This is a genomic window from Micromonospora sp. NPDC047548, assembly GCF_040642975.1.
In the GTDB taxonomy this organism is placed as follows: Bacteria; Actinomycetota; Actinomycetes; order Mycobacteriales; family Micromonosporaceae; genus Micromonospora.
In genome coordinates this window covers 26,093-48,460 of sequence record NZ_JBEYTI010000024.1, presented here as the reverse complement: position 1 = coordinate 48,460, position 22,368 = coordinate 26,093, and the positions used below count along the sequence as shown (strand labels likewise).

Here is a 22,368-nt window from a genome sequence, read left to right as displayed (position 1 = left end):
GCGACTGTCCGATTGTGGACGCGAAAAGGCCACCGTGGACATCCCACGCACAGAGCGTTCGGCGCGTAAGGTGATCTCATGCGCGCGCTGCGTGATCATGGCCAGGCGGTGGACACGCTACGGCGGTCGTACGCCGCAGTGCCCCCCGGACAACCCGTCCGCCTCGCCAAGCGGACCTCCAACCTCTTCCGCCCCCGGACGGCCACCGGCTCGCCCGGCCTGGACGTCTCCGGGCTGAACGGTGTGCTGGCGGTCGACCCGCAGGCCCGCACCGCCGACGTGCAGGGCATGTGCACGTACGAGGACCTGGTCGACGCCACCCTCCCGCACGGGCTGATGCCGCTGGTCGTGCCGCAGCTGCGCACGATCACGCTGGGCGGCGCGGTCACCGGGCTGGGCATCGAGTCGACCTCGTTCCGCAACGGGCTGCCGCACGAGTCGGTGACCGAGATGGACGTGCTCACCGGCGCGGGCGAGATCGTCACCACCCGCCCCGAAGGCGAGCACGCCGACCTCTTCGCGGCCTTCCCCAACTCGCTGGGCAGCCTCGGCTATGCCACCCGGCTGCGCATCGAGCTCCAACCCGTACGCCACGCGGTGGCGCTGCGCAACGTGCGCTTCAGCCGCCTGGAGGAGCTGACCGAGGCGATCGGCGACGTGGTCGTCAAGGGCGAGTGGGAGGGCCGGCCGGTCGACGCGATGGACGGGGTGATGTTCAGCCCCGGCGAGGCGTACCTCACCCTGGGCACCTTCACCGACGACGCGCCGCAGCGCAGCGACTACACCGGCCAGGAGATCTACTACCGCTCGCTGCGCCGGCGCACCCGCGACGCGCTGACCACCCACGACTACCTCTGGCGCTGGGACACCGACTGGTTCTGGTGCTCGGCCGCGTTCGGGGTCCAGCACCCGGCCGTCCGCCGGATCTGGCCAGCGCGGTGGCGGCGCAGCGACTTCTACCACCGGCTGGTCCGGCTGGAACACCGGCACCAGGTCGCCGCGCGGGTGGACCGCTGGCGCGGGCGCCCCGCCCGCGAGCGGGTGGTGCAGGACGTCGAAATCCCGCTGGAGGCCACGGGCGAGTTCCTTTGCTGGTTCGCCGCCAATGTGGGCATGACCCCGGTCTGGCTCTGCCCGCTGCGGCTGCGCGAGCCGGCCGGGGCGGGGTCGGCGCGGGCCTGGCCGCTGTATCCGCTCGGGCCGGGGCAGACCTACGTCAACGTCGGCTTCTGGGGGAGTGTGCCGATCGCCGGGGGAGCGGCGGACGGCGACGTGAACCGCTCGATCGAGCGGGCGGTGTCCGAGATGGGCGGTCACAAGTCGCTCTACTCGGATGCGTACTACGACCGGGAAGCGTTCGACCGGCTCTACGGCGGGGACGTCTGGCGTGCCGTGAAGGAGCGTTACGACCCGGACCACCGGCTCACCGGATTGTACGAGAAGGCGGTAGCGAACAAATGAGCCTGACCGACCGAGAACAGGGGGCGGCCGCCACGCCGCCCAGGCCACCGGCGGGGGGCCGGCGCAGCGGCACGAGCGTCGCCGACGTCATCCGCGCGGTCACCCCGGGGGGCCTGCCGGTCCGCATCACCGGGTACGACGGCAGCTCGTTGGGCCCGGCCGATGCCGGGATCACCCTGTCGATCCGTTCCGAGCGGGGCCTGTCGTACCTGCTCACCGCGCCGGGCGACCTGGGCATGGCCCGGGCCTACGTCAGCGGTGACCTGGGGCTGGACGGGGTGCACCCGGGTGACCCGTACGAGGCGCTGCGGGTGCTCAAGGACGAGTTGCGGCTGCAGGCTCCCTCGCTGACCGAGGGGTTGGCGCTGGTGCGCGGGCTGGGCTGGGAGCGGCTGCTGCCTCCGCCGCCTCCGCCCCAGGAGGCGCAGCCGCGCTGGCGGCGGGTGATGAACGGGCTGCGCCACTCCCGCCTGCGCGACAGCACCGCGATCTCGCACCACTACGACGTCTCGAACGCCTTCTACGAGAAGGTGCTCGGCCCGTCGATGACGTACACCTGCGCGGTGTTCCGCAGTCCGGGCGACACGCTGGAGCAGGCCCAGGCGGCCAAGTACGACCTGGTCGCCGGCAAGCTGGCGCTCAAGCCGGGGATGCGGCTGCTCGACGTCGGCTGCGGCTGGGGCGGCATGGTCCGGCACGCCGCCCGGGAGTACGGCGTGCGGGCGCTCGGCGTGACCCTGTCCAGGGAGCAGGCGCGGTGGGCGCAGGCGGCGATCGAGCGGGAGGGGCTGACCGAGCTGGCCGAGGTGCGCCACCTGGACTACCGGGACGCTCCGTGGCAGCAGTTCGACGCGGTCTCCTCGATCGGGCTGACCGAGCACATCGGAGTGCGCAACTACCCGTCGTACTTCGGGGCGCTGCGCGACCGGCTGCGGCCGGACGGCCGGCTGCTCAACCACTGCATCACCCGGGCCGACAACCGGGCCCCGCACCGCTCGGGGGCGTTCATCGACCGGTACGTCTTCCCGGACGGCGAGCTGGCCGGGCCGGGCCGGCTGATCGGCGAGATCCACGACATCGGGCTGGAGGTGCACCACGAGGAGAACCTGCGCCAGCACTACGCGCTGACGCTGGCCGCGTGGTGCCGCAACCTGGTGGAGCACTGGGACTTCTGCGTCTCCGAGGTGGGCCAGGGCACCGCCCGGGTGTGGGGCCTCTACATGGCCGGGTCGCGGATGGCTTTCGAGCGCAACGACATCCAGCTGCATCAGGTGGTGGCTACCCGCAACGGGCCGGACGGGGCGACGTCGTATCCACTGCGTCCCGACTGGGCGCCCTGACCGGGAACTGTCCGAGGAAAGCCGCGCCGGACCGGCGCGGCTTTCCTCGAACCCGTTGACAAAAAGAGTTTTTACGTACAAGCTCATTTGTGCCATGAGAGACGTCCTGTACCTGGAGCAGATCGAGCAGGCCGAGGTCCTGCTCAAGCCGCAGCGTGTCGAGGTGCTGCGGCAGTTGGCCGAGCCCCGCACCTGCACCGAGGTCGCCGCCCGGCTGGAGCAGACGCCGCAGCGCGTCTACTACCACGTCAAACAGCTGGTGGCGGCCGGGCTGGTCGACCAGGTGTCGACCCGGAAGGTGCGCGGCATCACCGAGGGCATCTACCAGGCCGCCGCCCGGTCGTACTGGCTCTCGCCCCGCCTCGTCGGGCGGGTCGGGGGGCTGCGCCGCGCCCGGGACGAGCTCAGCCTGGGCTACCTGCTCGACCTGATGGAGGAGGTCCAGGCGGACGTCGCCGCCCTCGACCGGTCCGCGCCGGAGCTGCCCTCGATCGGGGTATCCGGCGAGATCCGGGTGCCGGCCGAGCGCCGGCAGGAGTTCCTGCACGACCTGCAGTCCACGCTGCGGGACCTGTTCACGCGCTACGGCGGCGCCGAGGGGGATGCCTTCAAGCTCGCCGTGGCCTGCTACCCCAAGGGGGATGATCGTGAGTGAACCGTTGAAGCTGGGTGCCCGTCTCGCCGCGCCGGTCGAGGCCGTCCAGCGGGCCCTGACCGACCCGGCCGAGCTGTGCGTCTGGTTCGCCGAGCACGTCGAGGTTGAGCTGCCACGACGGTACGAGTTCTGGGGCCGCTACACGCCCGACGGCGACGCGCCGCACCAGCGCCTGCTGCACGCCGACGACCACACGGTGCGCTTCGCCTGGCTGCTCGACGGGGTGGAGACCACCAGCGAGATGACCCTGACCCCGGAGGGCCCGGACACGACGCTGCTGACCGTCACCCAGAGCCACTTCAACTTTGCCGAGGCGCTGGACGGCAGCACCATCCGCGGCGTCCTGCAGACCTGGTGGAGCCTGTCGATCGCCAACCTCGCCGCCCACCTGGAGGGGCGGCCGCTGCTGCCGAAGACCGACTTCACCTCCGCCGACCTGCGCGGCGAGCTGCTGATCGGCGCGCCGGTGTCGCGGGTCTGGGAGTCGCTGACCGACTCCGCACAGGCCAGCGCCTGGTTCGGTTACCCGATCGGCATCGAGCCCTGGGTCGGTGGCCGGTACGCCATGGGCGGCTTCGAGGCCGGGTACGCGGCCAAGGTGGTCGACCTGGAGCCCGCCCGCAGGATGTCGGTCGACTGGGGACCGACCGGTGTCAGCACCTGGGAGCTGGCCGAGTCCGACGGGAAGACGAAGCTGACCTTCGTGCAGAGCGGCTTCGACGAGGGCAACCCGCCGTACGCGGCGTGGAGCGGGTCGGTGGCCGGCCTCTCCGAGCTGCGCCGCTACCACGAGATGGCCGACTGGCAGCCGATCTGGGTGATGGAGGAGATCCCGGCCGGCGCGTGACCGTCCGGCCCTCCCGCCGGCGCGGGCCGCACCCGTCGTGGTGCGGCCCGTGGTCCGCATTGCGTCTTCGGCCTGGCCGGGCCGTGGACGGCGGCAACCTGTTCGGGCGTGAAGGCTGGCGGTCTGCCAGCCGCCACCCGCCACCCGCCGTGGGCCGGCGCAGGCCGGCGGACGGGCGGGCGTAGGGCCGCCGCATGGGCCGGCGAGAGCGGTGCCACCGAGCAGTCCTACGGCCAAGTCAGTCCGGAGAGCGGCCAGGACGCGAGGGTGCGGCGGGGAGGCCGGTTGTGCTGTCCGGGCCTGGGCGGCCCGGCGCGGGCGGCCAATGGTGTGCGCGAACACCTCTTCGCGGCCCGATCCATTTGCGTCATCAGCTTCAAGGGCGCGAACACGGCAACTGCTGCGACAACGCCGTCAATTTGCGCGCTGTCTCCATACGCCATGCCGCCAGCGGCCGAGAGCGCGGGCGGGACCTGACCTGCCACCGGTGCCGACCTATCCGGGATGAGCAAGGACCTGCGTGACAGACCGGTATCAGGACATGCGCGACACTCCGCCGACTGTGCCGGAGATGAGCGGTTGGTAACGGCGCTGCCGGTCTCGATGACCGCCGCTGGGACGTCGGCGTTTGGCCCGCTCATTGGCTCGGCTCGCGCTCCCGACAGTCGGCGTGCAACCAGGTAGCGGCCAAATCCTGGCTCGTCACGGTCAGCGATCCGGCGAGGCAGACGACCTCGTGTCGGCAACCGAGTTCGTGCGGCAGCACTTCGTCCAGCATCACGTCCCGGAGCTGGGCCACGTCCAGCCCATCATCGGCGGGCTCGATCGTCAGGCTCTGCACACCGCTGTAGCGGATCGTTAGGTCTTCCTCGTGCTTCCAACAGTTGTGCCGCAGCTGCAGCTCGACCCAGCGGATCCCGCCCGCCTCACCGGACGTCAGTCGAGCGGGTTTGAGGTCCTTGACGCACCGCTGACCGAAGAAGTCGTAGTGGTCCGGGTCAGTGGCGAACCTCCTCGCACCCGCGGGCAACGAGTCAGCCAACGACGGCAGCCGACGCAGGTATGGCGTCGGGTCCAGCGCTATGCCGTCCCTGGCCCGCTCCACGCTGACGTATCTCACTCCGCGCCCCTTCCACCCGCCACCGCAGCTTTCGGTCAGGCGGAGTGCATCTTCCCACCCAGGTCATCAGCACCAGTGGTCTGTCCTCGTGAGTGAGACCGAGACTGATTTGTCACGTAGATCCTGAGAGGGCATCTCATCCAGGTTTGATCTGATAAACGCTGGTTGGTGCCCTGCTGGTCGGCCGCGGCGCCGCCCGTGCCGCAATCGCTTCCCATCCAGCCCGTGATCGTTGGCGGCTCAGCTGTAGTCGCCCCGGCGTGTCGACTAGCTCAGCTGCCAACGTTCCAGTCGTAACGGACGCCATCCTGACGCGACCATCAACCCGAAACAGACACACCATCACGTACCTGACCGGGATGCCCTCTGAGAGCCGACGTGGGCGTCGACGCGACTCAGCCGTGCGCGTCCGGGGCGCCGGCCGCCCCAACCCAACCCGTGCGTCAGTGGTCCAGCTCGCTGGCCCGGCGTAGCAGCGCCCGCCGTTCCGGGTCGGAGCCGACGAGGCCGGCGGCGGTCCGGAACAGCGCGGCGGCGCGTACCGGGTCGCCGTGGCGGGCGGTCAGCTCGGCCTGCGCGGCCAGCGCCGGCGGGTAGCCGTCGAGCGTGCCGCCCGCGCGGGCCTCGGCGACCAGGGCCAGCCCCGCCCCCGGCCCGTACGCGTAGCCGTGCGCCACCGCCCGGTTGAGGCGGATCACCGGCGTGGGGCGGATCCGGGCCAGCTCGTCGTACCAGCTGGCGATGGCGGCCCAGTCGGTGTCGGCGGCGGTCGGGGCGGTGGCGTGGGCGGCGGCGATCCGGGCCTGGAGCCCGTACGGGCCGTGGCCGGCGCGGGCCAGCGCCGTGAGTCCCTCGACGATGGCGGCGTGGTCCCAGCGGGAGCGGTCCTGCTCGTCGAGGGTGAGCAGGTCACCGGCCGGGTCGCGGCGGGCGGCGCGGCGCGAGTTCTGGAACAGGAACAGGGCCAGCAGCCCGGCGACCTCCGGCTGGTCGGGCATCAACCGGTCGAGCAACCGGGCCAGCCGGATCGCCTCGTCGGCGAAGGCGGGCTCGCCGTCGGCGTCGTACCCCCGGGTGAAGAGAAGGTAGAGCACGGCCAGGACGCCCGGCAGTCGCTCGACCAGCGCGGACCCGGCCGGCACCCGGTACGGGATGCCGGCCGTGGCGATCCTGGTCTTCGCGCGGGTGATCCGTCGGGTCATGGTGGACTCGCTGACCAGGAACGCGCGGGCGATGTCGGCGGTGGGCACCCCGGCCACCGTGCGCAACGTCAGGGCGACCCGCGCCTCCAGGGCCAGCGCGGGGTGGCAGCAGGTGAAGACGAGTCGCAGCCGGTCGTCCACCACGTCCCCCTCCGTGCCGGTCGGTGGCGTCGGGTCGGTGAGCAGTGCCAGATCCCGCAGCCTGCGACGTTCCACCGAGGCCCGGCGCAGCACGTCCACGGCCCGGTTCCGGGCGGCCGTCATCAGCCAGCCGCCCGGGTTGCCGGGCACGCCGTCGCGGGGCCAGCGCTCCAGCGCCGAGGCCAGCGCCTCCTGGGCGCAGTCCTCGGCGAGGGTCCAGTCGCCGGTGACCCGGATCAGCGCGGCGACGATCGGCGGGTACGCCTCGGCGCCCGCCTCGGCCACCGCGTCGGCCGCGTCGAGCACCCGCGTCAGTCCAGGTCAGCGAAGGGGCGCAGCTCGATCCGCCCGGCATACGCCATCGGGTGGGCGCGGGCAACCTCGATCGCCTCGTCCAGGTCGGCGCACTCCAGGATGTCGAACCCCACGATGACCTCCTTGGTCTCGGCGAACGGGCCGTCGCTCAACAGCAGTTCGCCGCCGCGTACCCGGACCGTGGTGGCCGCCGACGGCGGCACCAGCACGCTGCCCTCAAGGCGCTGGCCGCGGGCGTCCCGCTCGGCCACCCACTGCTCGATGTCGGGCGCGGCGGTCGGGTCGGCGTCCGGCTCGGTGTCGTTGCAGACGAACATCATGAACTTCATCGGTCGCGCTCCTCGGTGTCGTGGCCTCACCAGGGTGACGAACGCCGGACCCGGATCCGGACACCGACGGTGGAAAAATCTTCGGCGGCGTGGCGCAGAGCCGGCCGATCGAGATCCCACCGGTACGGCGGGTCCACCGGGTCGGGGCCGGGCAGGGGTAGATCATGTCATCGGCACCGATCACCGGCGATTCAGTTACCGAGGAGGACCGCGATGCCCCGCGACGACTGGAAGGGTGTCGTCAACCAGATCCTCTACGGGTTGATCTTCACCGCCGAGCTGGACGACGTCGCCGCCGCCCGGATGGCCGAGGCGATGGTCGAACGCCGGTCCTTCGGCGCCGGTCCGGGCGTCTACGCCGCAGCGATCACAAGGGCCCGGCGACACCGGGGCCCGCTGACCGACGAGATGCCGACCCCGCACGGCGAGGCGGGGTTCCGGGCCTTCCTGGACCTGCTCGCCGCCCAGCTCGACGCCCGCCGGCCGTGGCGGCGAACCACGTCGTGAACCGGGGTGTGTGAACGTCCCCCGCGCCGGTGCAGACCGTCTCCCGCCCGCCCTGCACGCCGGCACCGCCGTCGCAGCCGGCCGCTGGCCGGGCCCGGTGGCCCCGCTCACTCGGGAACCGGTCCGCCGAGCGCTGACCATGTGACCTTCCGCCCGTACCGGATCCGTCCCCACCTTCGCGTTCTAGGCTGGGGCCGCCGTCCGAACGGGGAGAATCTTTGCGTAACCACCCGGCCGTTGTGCTGGTCGCCGTCCTGCTGTCCACCTTTGCGCTGCCGATGTCGCTGACCGGCGCGTCGGTCGCCCTGCCCGACATCGGGCGGGACCTCGACGCCGGGCTGGCCGGCGTGCAGTGGGTGGTCAACGGCTACAACGCCACCTTCGCCAGCTTCATGCTGGCCACCGGTGCGTTGGCGGACCTGCTCGGCCGGCGCCGGGTCTTCGCCATCGGGCTCGCGATCTTCGCCGGGTCCGGGCTGCTCGCCTCGATCGCCGGGAACATCGTGCTGCTCGACGTGTTGCGCGCGCTGGCGGGCATCGGCGCGGCAGCCGCCGCGACCAGCGCCTCCGCCCTCCTGGCCCACGCCTTCCCGGGCCGGGCCCGGGCCCGGGCGTTCAGCCTCTTCGGTACGACCATCGGCGCGGGCCTGGCCTTCGGGCCCTCCGTCGCCGGCCTGCTGATCACCGCGTTCGGCTGGCGGGCGGTGTTCGCCGCGCCGGCGCTGGCCGCCCTGGCGGTGCTGGCGCTCATCCCGCTGCTGCCCGAGTCGCGCCAGCCGCACGCCGGGCGGATCGACTGGCCGGGGACGGTCACCTTCACCGCCGCGCTGCTGCTGCTCATCTTCGGCTTCGTGCAGGGGCCCGAGCTGGGCTGGTCCGCCCCGGTGATCGTGGCGGCCTTCGCCGCGGCGGTGGCCCTGCTGGTGGCCTTCGTCCGGGTGGAACGCCGGCGGGCCGAGCCGATGTTCGACCTGGCCCTGCTGGCGAGCCCCCGCTTCCTGGGCATCTGCCTGGCGGCGGCCACCGTCGTCGCGGTGCTGGTGCCGCTGCTGGTCTACCTGCCGTCGTACCTGACCACGGTGGTCGGCATGGGGCCCGGCGGGGCCGGGGCCACGCTGATCCTGCTGACCGCGCCGACCCTGGTGCTGCCGCTGCTCAGCGGGGCCATGACCCGGCTGGTGCCGGCCCCGGCGGTGATCGTCACCTCGGTGGCGGTGGTCGCGGTCGGCGCCGCCTGGGCCACCGTGCTCGCCCCGGACAGCGGCCCCGCCGTCCTGGCCGGCCCGCTGCTCACCATCGGCGTCGGGGTCGGCCTGTCGATCGGCCTGCTCGACGCCCTGGCGATCGGCAGCGTCGCCCCGCACCGCGCGGCCACCGGCGCGGCGATGATCAACACCGCCCGGCTGGCCAGTGAGACGGTCGCCATCGCGGTGGTCGGCGCGGTGCTGGCCAGCACCACCGCCGGTCGGCTCGCCGACCCGGGCTTCACCGCCGGCCTGCGTACGGTGCTCTGGGCGATGGCCGGCGCGGCCCTGGTCGCCGCGGTGCTGACCGCCGTGCTGGTCCGCCGCGCCCGCGTCCGCGCCGAACCGGCGGTGAACGCCTATCCTGGCGGATCGTGACGAGCACCGCGCAGCGCCTGGCCGCGATCCGCGGCGACCTGCCGCCGAAGCGGCACAACGCCCGGACCATCGCCGCGCTGACCGGCAACCCGGGCTGCGTCCGCCGGGCGGTGCTGGACGGCGCCGGGGTGGACAAGCCGAGGCTGGCCGAGCGGATCGGCTTCCCGGCCCGCTTCGGGCAGTCCCGGTTCGCCATCACCCGGGGCAACGCGTTCGAGGCGCAGGTGAAGGCCGACGGCGGGGTGGAGCTGCTACGGCTGGTCGCCGAGCGGCTGGGCGTACCGGTGCCGGAGCGGGCGAGCTGGACGGACCTGGGCGGCGCGGACGACCTGCCGGACCGGCACGAGCGGTCCCGCCGGGCGCTGACCACCGAGGGGCCCGAAGCGGCGCTGTTCGACCATCCGCTGCTCGGCCTGGACGTCGCCGGGCAGCGGGTGCACCTGGAACCGGACCTGGTCGCCGCCCGGCTCGACGGCCGGTTCCACGTGGTGGAGATCAAGTCGTTCCCGGTGGTGGACGGGCAGGCCGACCCGGCGAAGGTCGCCGCGGCCGCCATCCAGTCGGCCGCCTACGTGCTGGCGCTGCGCGAGCTGCTCGCCGCCGACGGGCACTCCGAGGACCTGATCTCACACGACGTGGTGCTGGTCTGCCCGCGCGACTTCGGCAACCAGCCGGTGGCCAGCCTGCTGGACGTCCGCAAGCAGCTGCTGGTGCTGCGCCGCCAGCTGGACCGGATGGCGAGGCTGGACGGGCTGCTCGACGCCGTGCCGGCGGACTTCACCGCCGACCCGGCCACCGACCCGGCGACGCTGGCCGCCGGGCTGCGCCGGGTGCCGGCCCGCTACGCGCCGGAGTGCCTGGCCAGCTGCGAACTGGCGTACTTCTGCCGGGACGAGGCGGGTGGGCACACCGGGGCGCTGGGCCGGCCGGTGCGGGAGGCGCTGGGCGGCGTCGCCACCGTCGCCGAGGTGCTGGCGCTGGCGACCGGCGAACGCGCCGCCGAGCCCGAGCAGGAGGAGGCCGCCGCGCTGCTGCGGGCCGCGGCCCGGCTGCGCGCCGACGCCCTCGCCGGCAACCCCGCATGAGTACGCTCCGCGCGCTGGCGAAGGCGCAGGCGCTGGCCGCCGGGGTGGCCCAGCCGGTGGCCACGGTCCGGCACCTGCACCTGTCGGCGCGCCCGCTGGTGCTGGTGCCCCTGGCCATGGCCGGCGAGGCGAACGCCCCGCTGGCGACCCTGGTCGGCACGGCCCCCGAGGAGGCGCGGCTGCTGATCGTGCCGCAGCCCCGCAACCGGGACCAGCGGTTCCGCTTCGCCGCCGAGCTGGCCGACATCGTGCTGCCGTACCTCGAGGAGTTCCGGGACGTCACCGAGGCGGTGCCGGTCGACCGGGGCCGGGACGTCCGGCACCGGTACGTCGACGCGCCGCAGCTGCTGGTGCCGAACCCGGCCGGGATCACCTTCCTGCGGCTGTTCGGCCGCTCCACCCGGTTCCGCCGCCCGGACGGCGACCACCCCGTGCACCCCTCGGTGCCGCTGCTCGGGCGCTGGCTGACCTTCTTCGCCGAGCGGGCCGAGCATCCCGGCTCGTCGGCGCTGGTGGCGATGACTGACGCGCTGACCCTGCACTGGGCCACCGGCCAGAGCGTGGTGGAGGACCTGCACCTGCCGGCGCTGCTCGGCTGGATCGACCCGCCGGCCGGGCTGACCGGTGCGCAGGCGGCCGCCCGGGCGGAGGACCCGACGGTCTGCCCGCCCGCCGGCCCGGCCACCGACCCGGAGTTCGACAACCGGGTGCTCGCCCCGGCCGTCGCCGCGTACGCCGACGCGGAGGACGACCCGGTGGCGCGCGCCGAGGCGTACGCGGAGCTGGAAAGGGTGCTGCGCGACCAGCTGACGCCCACCTGGGAGCTGATGTGGCGCGGCGTCGGGCTGCTGCGGGCCCTGCCGCCCGGGGCCCGGGTGGCCGGCCGCTGGGACGGCGACAAGGACGCCTTCACCGGCCACGCCGAGCACGTCGACGCCGGCGGCCCTCCGCAGCCGCGGCGCGACGGCGCGGTGGTGGCCGCCCAGCGGCTGCACCGGCTGGAACGCGCCCTGACCTCGTACGCGGTGCAGCGCGCCTACGACGACCCCCTCGTCATGGCCGAGCACCGGCTGACCGGGGAGGCGTTCGTCGGGGACGTGACGCTGGCCGACCCGACGCGGGTGGACGACACCGGGAAGCGGCCGGTGCTGCGCCCCCGGATCCAGTTGGTCACCACCGAGCCGGTGCTGGTGCCGGTCGGGGCGACGCTGTACTCGCCGGCCCGGCCGGCGCAGAAGGCGAAGGTGGTCTTCCTGACCCCGGCGGTGGACGGCAAGACCGAGGTGGTGCTGGAGCTCTCCGGCGGGATGGGCCGGGGGCTGACCGCGCCGCCGGGCAGCGTGCCGGAGGTGGGGGAGCGGCTCTGCTGCACCACCCTGTCCGACGCGTTCCTGCCCACCGGGGCGTTCCCCACGCCGGAGGAGACCCCGTGGACACACGGCGGCCCGACGGGGTCGTCGGCCCTGGCGGGCCGCCCCGCCGCTGACTAGGCTTCGGTGGTTCGCCGCCCGTGACCGGTCCGGTCCGTCGAGGTGCGCACAGGAGAGAGAGCCGGAGCGACCATCGTGCTGCCCGATGACGCCCGCCGAGAGGCCGTCGCGCCGTCCCGACCGGCCCGCGCCCGCCGGATGGGTGCCCTCGTCGCGGCGGCGGTCGTCCTCGCCGAGGCGGTCTGGCTGGCCGCCGCGCTGCCCGGGGCCGCCCTGGTCAGCGACCTCGGCGCGATCACGCTGGCCGGCTGGTCGGCGGTCGCCTGCGTCGGCGCGGCCCGCCGGCACCCCCTGGCGCTGCGCCGGTTCTGGACGCTGCTGGCGATCACCATGGCCCTCGCCGCCGCCGGCCGTACGCTGTGGACGTTGCAGCGCCTCAATGGCGGGGCGCTGCCGCACACCGCGCTGATCGGGGCCGTGTTCACCGCCGGCATCGTCACCGGCACCGCGGCCCTGCTCTTCTCGCTCGCCGCCCCGCGCAGCGCGGTGGGCCGGGCCCGCACCCTGCTGGACGGGGTGATCGTCGGGCTGGCCCTGATCCCGATCGGCTGGGTGGTGGTGTTCCGCGACGTCGCCGCCGCCGACCTCGCCGATCCGCTGCGGAGCCTGGGCCTGCTCTATCCGATGCTCGACCTGGTGCAGCTGACCATCCTGGTGGCGGTGGCCGGCCCGTCCCGCCCGGTCTGGCGGCCGCTGACCCTGATCGGCGCGAGCCTGGCCGCCCGGGCCGGCGCGGACGCGGTCTACGTCTCGCTCGTCGCGCACGGCACCTACGCCCCCGGGCATGTGATCGACGTCTGCTGGCCGCTGAGCTACCTGGTGATCGGCGTGGCCGCCACGTATCCGCCGCCGCCGGTCGGCGAGGGTGGCGACGACGCGGTCGAGGCACCGTTGCCGCCCTGGTGGCGGGTCGCCCTGCCGTACCTGCCGGTCGGCGGGGCGATCATCGCGGTGGTGCTGGCCCGGCGCCCCACCGGGCAGACCCCGCATCTGGTCTTCATCGGCATGATGGCGCTGCTCGGCGCGCTGGCGCTGCGGCAGGGGCTGGCCGCCAACGAGAACCTGCGGCTGGTGGCGCGGCTGCGCCGGCTGGCCTACGCCGACCAGCTCACCGGCCTGCCCAACCGGCTGATGTTCAACCGGCGGCTGCGCCGGGCGCTGCGTGACGGGCCACCGGTCGCCGTCCTGCTGCTGGACCTGGACGGGTTCAAGCAGGTCAACGACCGGTTCGGGCACGCCGCCGGGGACACCCTGCTGATCAGCATCGCCGACCGGATGCGGGACGCGGTCGGCGGCGACGGCACCATCGCCCGGCTCGGCGGCGACGAGTTCGCCGTGCTGGTCGACGGGGACCGGCCGGTCGCGCCGGAGCGGCTCGCCGAGCGGCTGCTCGCCGCCCTGCAACCCGCAGAGGGCGAGGAGGACGTCGGCACCCACCCGTCGGCCAGCATCGGCATCGCCGAGTACGGCCCGCAGCACGCCTCCCACACCGACCTGCTCCGCGACGCCGACATCGCGATGTACGCGGCCAAGGCCGCCGGTAAGTCCGCGTACCGGACCTGCACCCCGGGGCTGCGCGAGTCGGCGGTGACCCGGGCGGAGCTGATCGCCGACCTGCGCCGGGCGGTCGACGAGCAGCAGCTCCACCTCGACTACCAGCCGATCGTCGACCTGGCCACCGGCGCGGTACGCAGCGCGGAGGCGCTGGTCCGCTGGCGGCATCCCCGGCTGGGGCTGCTCGGGCCGGCCGCGTTCCTGCCGCTGGCCGAGGAGACGGGGCTGATCGTGCCGATCGACCGCTGGGTGATCCACGAGGCCTGCCGGGCCGCCGCGACCTGGCGGGAGCGGGCGCCGGAGGCCACCGTGGCGGTGAACATCGCCGCCGCGCACCTGCGCCGGCCGGACCTGATCGCCACGGTCACCGCGGCCACCGCCAGCGCCGGCCTGGCTCCTCGGGCGTTGACCCTGGAGCTGACCGAGTCGGCGCTGATCGACGGCAGCGAGGCGGTGCTGGAGCGGCTCGCCCAGCTGCGTGAGCTGGGCATCCGGATCGCCATCGACGACTTCGGCACCGGCTACTCGTCGCTGAGCTACCTGCACCGCATCCCCGCCACCGAGCTGAAGATCGACCGGTCGTTCGTCTCCCGGCTCGACTCCGACGCCCGGGCGTACGCGACGGTGGAGATGGTGACCCGGCTGGCCGACGCGTTCGACCTGGCGGTGGTGGCCGAGGGGGTGGAGACCGAGGGGCAGCACGCGGCGGTCACCGCGATCGGCTGCGTGCACGGGCAGGGCTACCGCTACGGCCGCCCCGGTGGCCTGGCCGACCTGCGTGCGGTCTCCGCGCCGGTCTGACCGAGCCCCGCCGTTCGGCCCGGCCTGCGGCCGGCTCTCGGGTGCCCGGCGGCTGCCCGCGATGGGCGTGGCGGCGGCCGGATGGCCCGGGACGGTGGGAGTCGAAGGTCCCGGAAGGGACAGGGGGTTCGGCCCTGACCCCCGACCGTCCGCGCGGCCATGATGGGATCAACACGAACGACGCCCCCACACCCGCACGGGAGTTACGACATGAAGCGACGCACCCTGGACCTGCTGTTCAGCATCGGTGGGCTGGGCCTCACCGTCCTGCTGCTCGTCGCCGGCATCGTCCTCAACACCAACGCGAACTTCGCCAACGACTACGTACGCGACCAGCTCGGCGCGCAGCACATCACCTTCAAGCCGGCCGACAAGCTGACCGACGAGGAGAAGAAGGCGGACTGCCTGGTCGAGTACGCCGGCCAGAAGATGACCACCGGCAAGCAGGCCGAGTGCTACGCCAACGAGTTCATCGGGCTGCACCTGAAGTCCATTTCGGGTGGGAAGACCTATGCCGACCTCGGCGCGCCGGAGAGCGAGCTGCGGGCCAAGGTCCAGCAGGCCACGACGACCAACGACCCGGCCCTGGCCGACCTGCAGAAGCAGCTGGCGGAGGTCAGCGGCCAGCGGGAGACCGTGTTCAAGGGCGAGTCGCTGCGCGGCATGCTGCTCACCTCGTACGGCTTCAGCGAGTTCGGCGTCAAGGCCGGCCAGGCGGCCCTGGTGACGTTCATCGGGGCGGGGCTGCTCCTGCTGCTGTCGATCGCCGGCCTGGTGCACGCCTTCCGCACCCCGGCCACCGAGGCCTTCGCCGCCCCGGAGCGGGCGAAGGACCGGGCCACCGCCTGACCCGAGCCGAGCGCCCCCGGCCTCCTCCACCCCCTCAGGAGGCCGGGGGCGCTCGCGTGTGCCCGTCCGGCGGCGGCCCGGCCCGGCGGCGCAGAATCGGGCTTGACCCTCACGCAACGGCAGGCGGGAGCCTTGGTCGCGGAAGGGAGGGAAACCATGGCGTACACGGTGGGACAGGTGGCGAAGGCGGCCCGGGTGACGGTCCGGACGCTGCACCACTACGACGAGATCGGGCTGCTGTCGCCCAGCGGGCGCACCGCGGCGGGCTACCGCCGCTACGACGACGCGGACCTGGAGCGGTTGCAGCACATCCGGTTCTACCGGGAGCTGGGGTTCCCGCTGGAGGAGATCGCGGCGATCCTCGACGACCCGGCCGCCGACCCGGCGGCGCACCTGCGCCGGCAGCACGAGCTGCTGACCGGGCGGATCGGGAAGCTCCAGGAGATCCTCACCGCGATCGAACTCGCGATGGAGGCGAAGAGGATGAACATCAGACTGACCCCGGAGGAGCGGTTCGAGGTCTTCGGGGACTTCGACCCGGACGCGCACGCCGAGGAGGCGGAGCGGCGCTGGGGCGGCGGCGAGGCGTACCGGGAGTCGAACCGGCGAGCCGCACGCTACTCGAAGGACGACTGGCTGCGGATCAAGGCGGAGAACGAGGACTGGGGGCGGAGGTTCGTCGCGGTGATGGCCGCCGGGGCGCCGGCCGACTCGCCGGAGACGATGGCGTTGGCCGAGGAACACCGGCAGATCATTGTCCGCTGGTTCTACGACTGCTCGTACGAGGTCCACACCGGGCTGGCCGACATGTACCTGGCCGATCCCCGGTTCACCGCGCACTACGAGCAGATCGCGCCGGGAATGGCGGCGTACCTCAGCGAGGCGATCCACGCCAACGCGATCAGCCGCGCCTGAGCTCGATGTCTGCCTCCTGGTCCCCGATTGTCGGATCGGCGACAAGGAGCTTCGCTCGGTCAGCTGTTGGCGGGATGGTCCGTCGTCCGTGGCGGTGCCAGACTGCCTCTATGCGACACGCCATCGTCGGGCGGGACGAGGTGTTCGGCCGGGTCTGGCGACTGCTGAGCCAACCTGGGCCGGTGCTGCTGGAGGGGCCGGCCGGCATGGGCAAGACCGTCCTGTGGCGGGCGCTGGTCGCCGAGGCGGCGCACGCAGGCTGGCTGGTGCTGAGCTGCGCGCCCACCGAGGCCGAATCCGGGCTGCCGTACGCGGCCCTGGCCGACCTGCTGCGCCCGCTCGCCGACCGGGTCGCCGAGCTGCCCCGGCCGCAGCGGGTCGCGGCCGAGGTCGTGCTCCTCTCCGGCGACGCCGATGAGGCGGTCGACGTACGGGCGGTCGGGGCGGCCACCCGGTCGCTGCTGGAGGCCGCGACGGCGGCGAACACCCACCCGGCGGTGCTCGTCGCCGTGGACGACGCGCCCTGGCTGGACGGGCCCAGCGAACGCGCGTTGCGGTTCGCGCTGCGCCGGGTGAGCGGCCTGGCCACGCTGGTGAGCCGTCGACGTGGCGGGACCGCACCCGAGGACGTGCCGCTCGGGCTCGACGAGGGCCGCGACGGCGGCCGGCTCGGCCGGGTCGAGGTGGCCCCGCTCGACGTCGGCGCGCTCCACCACGTCCTGCGGGAGCGGCTCGGTGTCACGCTCAGCCGGCCGATGCTCGTCCGGGTGACCCGCGAGGCCGGGGGCAACCCGCTGCTGGCCATCGAGGTGGCCCGCGCGCTGCAACGCCTGCCGCGCCAACCCTCACCCGGTGACGACCTGCCGGTGGCCGCGTCCATGCACCACCTGCTCGCGGACGTCCTTGCCGGGCTGCCACCGGCGAGCCGTGCCGCGGTGCGGCTGGCCGCGCTGCTGACCGTGCCCGCGGTGGCTGACCTGGCGGCGGCGGGGGTGCCCACCGCCGCGCTGGACGCGCCCGAGGAGGCCGGGCTGCTCGTCGTGACGCCGACCGGTGTGGGGTTCACCCACCCGGTGTACGCGGCGGCGGTCCGGGCCGGGATCCCGCCGGGGGTCCGCCGCCGGCTGCACCGGCAGCTCGCCGGACTGGTCGCGGATCCGGACGAGCGGGCGCGGCACCTTGCGCTCTGCGCGACCGACCCGGACCCGGTCGTCGCGGAGACCCTCGCCGCTGCGGCCGGACGGTGGCACACCCGGGGCGCGCCCGACTTCGCCGCCCAGCTCTACGAGCGCGCCGGGCAGCTCACCCCGGCCGACGACCGGGTACGCCTGGGCCGTCGGCGGCTGGCGGCGGCCCGCTGCCGGTTCGACAGCGGGGACTTCCCGGCGGCCCGGTGCGCCGCCGAGGCGGTCGCGGCCGAGTTCACCGGTGACGTACGGGCGGAGTCGCTGCTGCTGCGCGCCGTGGTGGCCTGGTGTGGCGGTGAGGCCGGCCGGGTGGCGGTGGACAACGGCACCCGGGCGCTGGCGGCGGCCCGGCCCGGCTCGGCCCTGGCCGGCCGCATCCACGCCCACCTCGCCGTCTTCGATGACCTCACGGAATCGGCCCGGGCGCACGCCGAGGCCGCCGCCGCGCTGCTGGACGGGCGCGACGAGGACCAGGACCTGCTCGCTGCGGCCCTGGTCCTGCTCTTCTTCCAGGAGGTACGGCTCGGCCGGGTGCCGCGTACCGAACTGTTGGACCGTGCCCTCAGCCTGGAGGGCGACGAACCGGCCTGGCTGGCGAGCACGGTGCCCGCGATCTGGTGGAAGTCGATCGACGACGCGGAGCGGGCCCGGCGGCGGCTGCACCGGATGCTCGGCCGTGCCGAGGCCCGGGGCGACGAGCCGCTGCAACACGAACTGCTCTCCCACCTGGGCGAGGCCGAGCTGCTGGCCGGGCGGTGGGCCGAGGCCGAGCGGCACATCACCGCCGCCCGTGACCTCGGTGACCAGCTCGGCACCGGCCTGGTCGGGGAGACCTGGCTGGCCGGACTGCTCGACGCGCACCGGGGCCGGCTGGCCGAGGCGACGCGGGTGGTCGAGTCCGGCCTGCGGCTCGCCGACGAACTGGACGACGCCTGGTGCAGGCGGATCCACCAGCAGCTGGCCGGGTTCGTGGCCCTCTCCGCCGGCCGGATGGCGGAGGCGGCGGCCGCCTACACCGGCCTGGCCGCGATGATCGACGGAACCGGCCTGGTTGAGCCGCTCGCCATGCGGTTCGAGCCGGACTGGATCGAGGCGTGCGTCGGGGCGGGCGATCTCGACCGGGCGGCGGCCGTGCTGGACCGGCTGACGGCCCGACACCGCCGGTTGCCGCGTCCCTGGACGACCCTGGGCTCCGCCCGTGCCCGGGCGCTGCTGGACAGTGCCACCGGCGTCGACCCCAGCGCCGCGCTCGACGCGCTGACGGCGGCGCGGGACGCCGTACCGCCGGAGGTGCTGCCGCTGGACCGCGCCCGCTGCCTGCTCGCGGCCGGGATCGTGCACCGCCGGTCCCGCCGCAAGCTGCCGGCCCGGCAGGCGTTGGAGGCGGCGGTCGTGGAGTTCACCGCGATCGGCGCGGCGGCGTTCGCGGACCGGGCCCGGGCCGAGTTGGCCCGCGTTGGTGGCCGCCCGTCGACGTCCCGGCACCTCACCGCCACCGAGGAGCGGGTGGCCCGGCTCGCGGCACGCGGGCGAACCAACCGCGCCATCGCCGACGAGCTGTTCGTCAGCCCGAAGACCGTCGAGGCGAACCTCGCCCGGATCTACCGCAAGCTCGGTATCACCACCCGCGCCGAGCTGGGTGCCGCGATGACGAGGGGCGACGCGGAAGCATAGGGAAACACCCGATTCCCCGCCGCCCGGTCCGACCTAGCCTCAGCTCATGACCCGCCACCTGTTCGCACTGGAGCAGTACGACTGCTCACCCGGCGCGGACGGGTCGGTGCCGGCGTTCGGTACCCCGGACTGCCGGCTGGTCGCCGCCGTCCGGCTACCCACCGACGACGTCGTGATCGCGCTGGTCGAAGGCCCCGACGCGGACGTGGTGGCCGCCGCCGCAGCAGCCGTCGCCTGGCGGGTCGACCGGCTGATCCCGGCCCGGTGGATCCATCCACCCCGGACCGGTCCCACAAACCCGGACCTCCCATGACTGTGAAAGGTGCATGACCGTGCGCCGTCTGATCGCACCCGTGTGGTGCTCGCTCCTGCTGCTCCCGCTCGTCGCCTGTGGCGCCGAGGACACCAGCGGCCCCGACCCGGCCACCGGGGCCGGCGTCGAGGCGGACGCCGGCGGCGACGTGCCGGACACACCCGCGCCCCCGTGCCCGTTCACCGCGACCCAGGTGTCCGGGATCGTCGGCCAACCCATGGTCGACCAGGGCAGGTGCCTGTTCGGGGACGGCAAGGGCGTCGCCCTGCTCACCGTCACCACCGCCTCCCCGCTCGCCGGCGAAACCACCTACGACTACCAGCGGAAACAGGCCACGCAGGTGTACCGCGAGGTGAAGGACGTCGACAAGGGAGAGAAGGCGTACCTCGCGGTCAAGGACATCGAGGCCGAGGCCGTCGTGGTCAGCCGCGCCGGTAGCTACACCGTGATCCTGAGCAGCTTCGAACGACTCGGTGCCAGCGCCGACGGATACGAGCGGACGCTGCGCGGCCTGCTCGACGCCCTCCCGCTGTGACGCCGAGCCCCACGACAGGAAGTGAACCCACGATGACGTACCTCGGAACCGGCCGGCGGCGGACCGGCCCCGCCGTCGCCGCCGTCGCCGCCGTGTTGACGGTCACCGCACTCGGCGGCTGCGGACTGATCGGCGGCACCGGCGACGGCGGGGACGCCCCGGCAGCAGGCGGCGGCCAGGGCGTGGCGGCCACGTCGACGCCGGGTGGCGACCCGCTGGCCACCGCCACGGAGGAGCCGTCGGCCGCGGCGTCGGTCGACGCCTGCTCCCTGGTGTCCAAGCAGGAGGCCGAGAAGGTTGCCGGCACCCCGCTCGAGGACCCGATGGCGGTCCGGGAGACCTGCACCTACACCGGACCGGTCACCGGCCCGACCGCCCAGGTGGAGGTGTTCGTCGGTGACGGTGCGAAGAAGTTCCTCGACATCGAACGCGAACTCGGGCACGAGTTCAGCCCGATCGCCGGAGCGGGCGACGAGGCGTACGCCGAGGACGGCACGGTCTTCCTCAACAAGGGCGGGGTCTGGGTCTCCATCCGGCTGGTCCGCACCGACGACCCGGCCAAGTACCGCAAGCCCTTGGCGGACCTGGCCCGTACGGTCGCCGGCCGGCTCTGAGCTGCGGGGGAATCGACATGTTGGCGCCCGGGGCGTGTCCGACGACGCCCTCACCCCCGCCGGCCTGGTGAAGGTGATGACGGGCGATCACCCGGGTGTGGCAGTGGGTGACGGTTCGGGCGAGACGCTGGGAGCCAGTCGTCGCAGCGACGCGAAGGTCGGGACCAGCGCGTCGTACAACTCGGAGAACAGCGGGAGCAGCGCGGCGTAGGTGGCGGCGGCGGCCGGGTCGGGGCGTAGCGTCTCGTCGATCTCCACCAGATCGGTGGCGACCTCGATGGACGGGATCAACCCGAGCGCCTGCATGCCGAGCAGCGCCGCGCCGAAGGTGGAGTCCTCGTGCCCGGCGGGGAAACGCACTGGCATGCCGAGCGCGTCGGTGAGCATCTGCCGCCACAGCGGGCTGCGGGCGAAGCCGCCGCCGGCGCGTATCTCGTGCACCTCGTTGCCGGCCGCGCGCACGGATGTCAGCACCAGGGCGAGCTGCTGGCACACCCCCTCCAGCGCCGCCCGGACCAGATGCTCGCGGCGGTGGCGGTGGGTCAGCCCGACGTACGCCCCGCGCGGCAGCGCGCTCCAGTGCGGCGCCCGCTCGCTGAGCAGGTACGGCAGCATGATCAGCCCGCCGGAGCCGACCGGCGCCCGCTCGGCCAGCGCCAGCAGTTCCTGCTCGGAGTGCTCGCCCAGTTCCGGGGCGAGCGCGTCCCCGGCCCACTCGAGCACGATGCCGCCGTTGTTGATCGCGCCGCCGACCACCCAGCGGTCCTCGGTCAGCGCATAGCAGAAGACCCTGCCGAGCGGGTCGACGGCGGGCCGTTCGACGGCCACCCGCATCGCCCCGGAAGTGCCGATCGAGCAGGCCACCACGCCGGGCCTGACCGCGCCGAGGCCGACGTTGGCCAGCGGTCCGTCGCCCGCCCCGACCACCACCGGGATGTCGGCGGGCAGCCCGGTCGCGGTGGCCGCCGCGGGTGTGAGGCCGGGCAGCACGGTGGTGGTCGGGACCAGCTGCGGCAGCTGCTCCTCGACGATGCCGGCGATGCCCAGCGCCTGGGTGTCCCAGGCCAGCTTGTGGATGTCCATCAGCCCGCTGGCGGAGGCCACCGAGTGGTCGGTGACGAGCGCGTCGCAGAGCCGCAGCAGCACGTAGTCCTTGATGCCGACCCAGTGCGCGACCTGCTCGAACAGCCTCGGCTCCTGCTCGGCGAACCAGACCAGCTTCGGTAGCGGCGCCATCGGGTGGACGGGGGTGCCGGTGCGCCGGTGCAGCGCCAGCCCCGACGGCCCGGCCCGCAGCCGCTCGGCCTGCGAGCTGGCCCGCGAATCCGCCCAGGTCAGCGACGGGGTGAGCGGGACGCCTTCGGCGTCCAGGCCGATCAGGCTGTGCATGGCGGTGCTGAACGACAGGCCGGCCGGCGGCCCCGGCAGCTCACCGGCCACGGTACGGACGGACTCGACGACCGCGTCGAAGATGGTCGACGGGTCCTGTTCGGCGTAACCCGGGTGCGGCTCGTCCAACGGATAGCTCACCGAGTGGCTGGCGAGCTGCTGGCCCGCGGTGTCGTAGGCGACCGCCTTGGTGCTGGCGGTGCCGATGTCGACGCCGAGCACGACGCTGTCGCTCACCGGCCCACCTCCGCGCCGCGTGCCGGGTGGTTTCGTCGCCGTCCGGCTGCGGCTGACGTTACCGAGGGTTCCGGCCCCTCGCACGGTGTACCGACGCGCCGAACGTGAATCGACACAGCGAACATCGGCCTATCGTGCGGATCGGTTCCCCCGAACGGGTGGTTCGCCCGCTTCGGCGTGTCCGCC

Annotated in this window: 19 protein-coding genes; 15 read left to right on the top strand and 4 right to left on the bottom strand. The window is 73.8% G+C overall.

Features of this window, described 5'->3' with window-relative positions; genetic code table 11:
- The first annotated feature begins 78 nt into the window (after nt 1–78).
- From ABZ807_RS22480 to ABZ807_RS22465, 4 genes are all read left to right on the top strand, one after another.
- Nucleotides 79–1,461, top strand: a complete 1,383-nt coding sequence (locus ABZ807_RS22480) for an FAD-binding oxidoreductase (protein ID WP_357161208.1) — start codon at nt 79–81, stop codon at nt 1,459–1,461.
- Nucleotides 1,458–2,801, top strand: a complete 1,344-nt coding sequence (locus ABZ807_RS22475) for a class I SAM-dependent methyltransferase (protein WP_357161205.1) — start codon at nt 1,458–1,460, stop codon at nt 2,799–2,801. The genes ABZ807_RS22480 and ABZ807_RS22475 overlap by 4 nt, the downstream gene beginning before the upstream one ends.
- 94 nt (nt 2,802–2,895) lie before the next feature.
- Nucleotides 2,896–3,456 carry a helix-turn-helix domain-containing protein gene (locus ABZ807_RS22470; protein WP_357161203.1) on the top strand — a complete coding sequence of 187 codons (561 nt, stop codon included), beginning with the start codon at nt 2,896–2,898 and terminating at the stop codon, nt 3,454–3,456.
- Complete coding sequence (locus tag ABZ807_RS22465; protein ID WP_357161200.1) at nt 3,449–4,303, top strand: SRPBCC family protein; 855 nt, start codon at nt 3,449–3,451, stop codon at nt 4,301–4,303. The genes ABZ807_RS22470 and ABZ807_RS22465 overlap by 8 nt, the downstream gene beginning before the upstream one ends.
- Nucleotides 4,304–4,940: 637 nt before the next feature.
- Here ABZ807_RS22465 and ABZ807_RS22460 read toward each other — a convergent pair.
- The 3 genes from ABZ807_RS22460 to ABZ807_RS22450 form a co-directional block, all read right to left on the bottom strand.
- The gene (locus tag ABZ807_RS22460) at nt 4,941–5,408 is read right to left on the bottom strand and encodes a hypothetical protein (protein WP_357161197.1); all 468 of its coding nucleotides are present in this window, start codon (nt 5,406–5,408) and stop codon (nt 4,941–4,943) included.
- Nucleotides 5,409–5,866: 458 nt separating this feature from the next.
- Nucleotides 5,867–7,072, bottom strand: coding sequence for a sigma-70 family RNA polymerase sigma factor (locus ABZ807_RS22455; protein WP_357161194.1), 1,206 nt, complete (start codon nt 7,070–7,072; stop codon nt 5,867–5,869).
- Between the two features lie 5 nt (nt 7,073–7,077).
- Complete coding sequence (locus ABZ807_RS22450) at nt 7,078–7,410, bottom strand: YciI family protein (RefSeq protein ID WP_357161192.1); 333 nt, start codon at nt 7,408–7,410, stop codon at nt 7,078–7,080.
- Between the two features lie 213 nt (nt 7,411–7,623).
- On the opposite strand from ABZ807_RS22450, the gene ABZ807_RS22445 reads away from it, so the two are divergent.
- The 11 genes from ABZ807_RS22445 to ABZ807_RS22395 all read left to right on the top strand — a co-directional run bounded on the left by ABZ807_RS22445 (nt 7,624) and on the right by ABZ807_RS22395 (nt 20,556).
- Nucleotides 7,624–7,917 (top strand): hypothetical protein, encoded by a 294-nt coding sequence (locus ABZ807_RS22445; RefSeq protein WP_357161189.1) that lies wholly within the window; start codon nt 7,624–7,626, stop codon nt 7,915–7,917.
- 218 nt (nt 7,918–8,135) lie between these two features.
- The gene (locus tag ABZ807_RS22440; RefSeq protein WP_357161186.1) at nt 8,136–9,539 is read left to right on the top strand and encodes an MFS transporter; all 1,404 of its coding nucleotides are present in this window, start codon (nt 8,136–8,138) and stop codon (nt 9,537–9,539) included.
- Nucleotides 9,536–10,624 (top strand): hypothetical protein, encoded by a 1,089-nt coding sequence (locus tag ABZ807_RS22435; RefSeq protein WP_357161183.1) that lies wholly within the window; start codon nt 9,536–9,538, stop codon nt 10,622–10,624. Before ABZ807_RS22440 ends, ABZ807_RS22435 begins: the two co-directional genes overlap by 4 nt.
- Nucleotides 10,621–12,114 carry a hypothetical protein gene (locus ABZ807_RS22430; RefSeq protein ID WP_357161180.1) on the top strand — a complete coding sequence of 498 codons (1,494 nt, stop codon included), beginning with the start codon at nt 10,621–10,623 and terminating at the stop codon, nt 12,112–12,114. The genes ABZ807_RS22435 and ABZ807_RS22430 overlap by 4 nt, the downstream gene beginning before the upstream one ends.
- Before the next feature lie 75 nt (nt 12,115–12,189).
- A complete protein-coding gene (locus tag ABZ807_RS22425; protein WP_357161177.1) occupies nt 12,190–14,469 on the top strand; it encodes an EAL domain-containing protein in 2,280 nt (759 codons plus the stop codon).
- A gap of 210 nt (nt 14,470–14,679) precedes the next feature.
- Nucleotides 14,680–15,318 (top strand): hypothetical protein, encoded by a 639-nt coding sequence (locus tag ABZ807_RS22420; RefSeq protein WP_357161174.1) that lies wholly within the window; start codon nt 14,680–14,682, stop codon nt 15,316–15,318.
- A 156-nt stretch (nt 15,319–15,474) separates the two neighbouring features.
- The gene (locus ABZ807_RS22415) at nt 15,475–16,233 is read left to right on the top strand and encodes a MerR family transcriptional regulator (RefSeq protein WP_357161171.1); all 759 of its coding nucleotides are present in this window, start codon (nt 15,475–15,477) and stop codon (nt 16,231–16,233) included.
- 110 nt (nt 16,234–16,343) lie between these two features.
- Nucleotides 16,344–19,094, top strand: a complete 2,751-nt coding sequence (locus ABZ807_RS22410) for an AAA family ATPase (RefSeq protein ID WP_357161168.1) — start codon at nt 16,344–16,346, stop codon at nt 19,092–19,094.
- A gap of 46 nt (nt 19,095–19,140) precedes the next feature.
- Nucleotides 19,141–19,407, top strand: coding sequence for a hypothetical protein (locus ABZ807_RS22405; RefSeq protein ID WP_357161165.1), 267 nt, complete (start codon nt 19,141–19,143; stop codon nt 19,405–19,407).
- 19 nt (nt 19,408–19,426) lie between these two features.
- On the top strand, nt 19,427–19,942 hold the full coding sequence (locus ABZ807_RS22400; RefSeq protein ID WP_357161162.1) for a hypothetical protein: 516 nt from the start codon (nt 19,427–19,429) through the stop codon (nt 19,940–19,942).
- A 32-nt stretch (nt 19,943–19,974) separates the two neighbouring features.
- Nucleotides 19,975–20,556 carry a hypothetical protein gene (locus ABZ807_RS22395; RefSeq protein WP_357161159.1) on the top strand — a complete coding sequence of 194 codons (582 nt, stop codon included), beginning with the start codon at nt 19,975–19,977 and terminating at the stop codon, nt 20,554–20,556.
- Nucleotides 20,557–20,643: 87 nt separating this feature from the next.
- Here the strand turns inward: ABZ807_RS22395 and ABZ807_RS22390 are convergent, their stop codons facing one another.
- Complete coding sequence (locus ABZ807_RS22390; protein ID WP_357161156.1) at nt 20,644–22,182, bottom strand: gluconokinase; 1,539 nt, start codon at nt 22,180–22,182, stop codon at nt 20,644–20,646.
- Between the last annotated feature and the right edge of the window lie 186 nt (nt 22,183–22,368).

Excerpts from the sequence above, each read along its gene's own strand:
- ABZ807_RS22415 (WP_357161171.1), top strand. The coding sequence starts at position 15,475 with ATGGCGTACACGGTGGGACAGGTGGCGAAGGCGGCCCGGGTGACGGTC.
- ABZ807_RS22430 (WP_357161180.1), top strand. The coding sequence starts at position 10,621 with ATGAGTACGCTCCGCGCGCTGGCGAAGGCGCAGGCGCTGGCCGCCGGG.
- ABZ807_RS22480 (WP_357161208.1), top strand. The coding sequence starts at position 79 with ATGCGCGCGCTGCGTGATCATGGCCAGGCGGTGGACACGCTACGGCGG.
- ABZ807_RS22445 (WP_357161189.1), top strand. The coding sequence starts at position 7,624 with ATGCCCCGCGACGACTGGAAGGGTGTCGTCAACCAGATCCTCTACGGG.
- ABZ807_RS22450 (WP_357161192.1), bottom strand. The coding sequence starts at position 7,410 with ATGAAGTTCATGATGTTCGTCTGCAACGACACCGAGCCGGACGCCGAC.
- ABZ807_RS22470 (WP_357161203.1), top strand. The coding sequence starts at position 2,896 with ATGAGAGACGTCCTGTACCTGGAGCAGATCGAGCAGGCCGAGGTCCTG.
- ABZ807_RS22475 (WP_357161205.1), top strand. The coding sequence starts at position 1,458 with ATGAGCCTGACCGACCGAGAACAGGGGGCGGCCGCCACGCCGCCCAGG.
- ABZ807_RS22405 (WP_357161165.1), top strand. The coding sequence starts at position 19,141 with ATGACCCGCCACCTGTTCGCACTGGAGCAGTACGACTGCTCACCCGGC.
- ABZ807_RS22395 (WP_357161159.1), top strand. The coding sequence starts at position 19,975 with ATGACGTACCTCGGAACCGGCCGGCGGCGGACCGGCCCCGCCGTCGCC.
- ABZ807_RS22410 (WP_357161168.1), top strand. The coding sequence starts at position 16,344 with ATGCGACACGCCATCGTCGGGCGGGACGAGGTGTTCGGCCGGGTCTGG.
- ABZ807_RS22420 (WP_357161174.1), top strand. The coding sequence starts at position 14,680 with ATGAAGCGACGCACCCTGGACCTGCTGTTCAGCATCGGTGGGCTGGGC.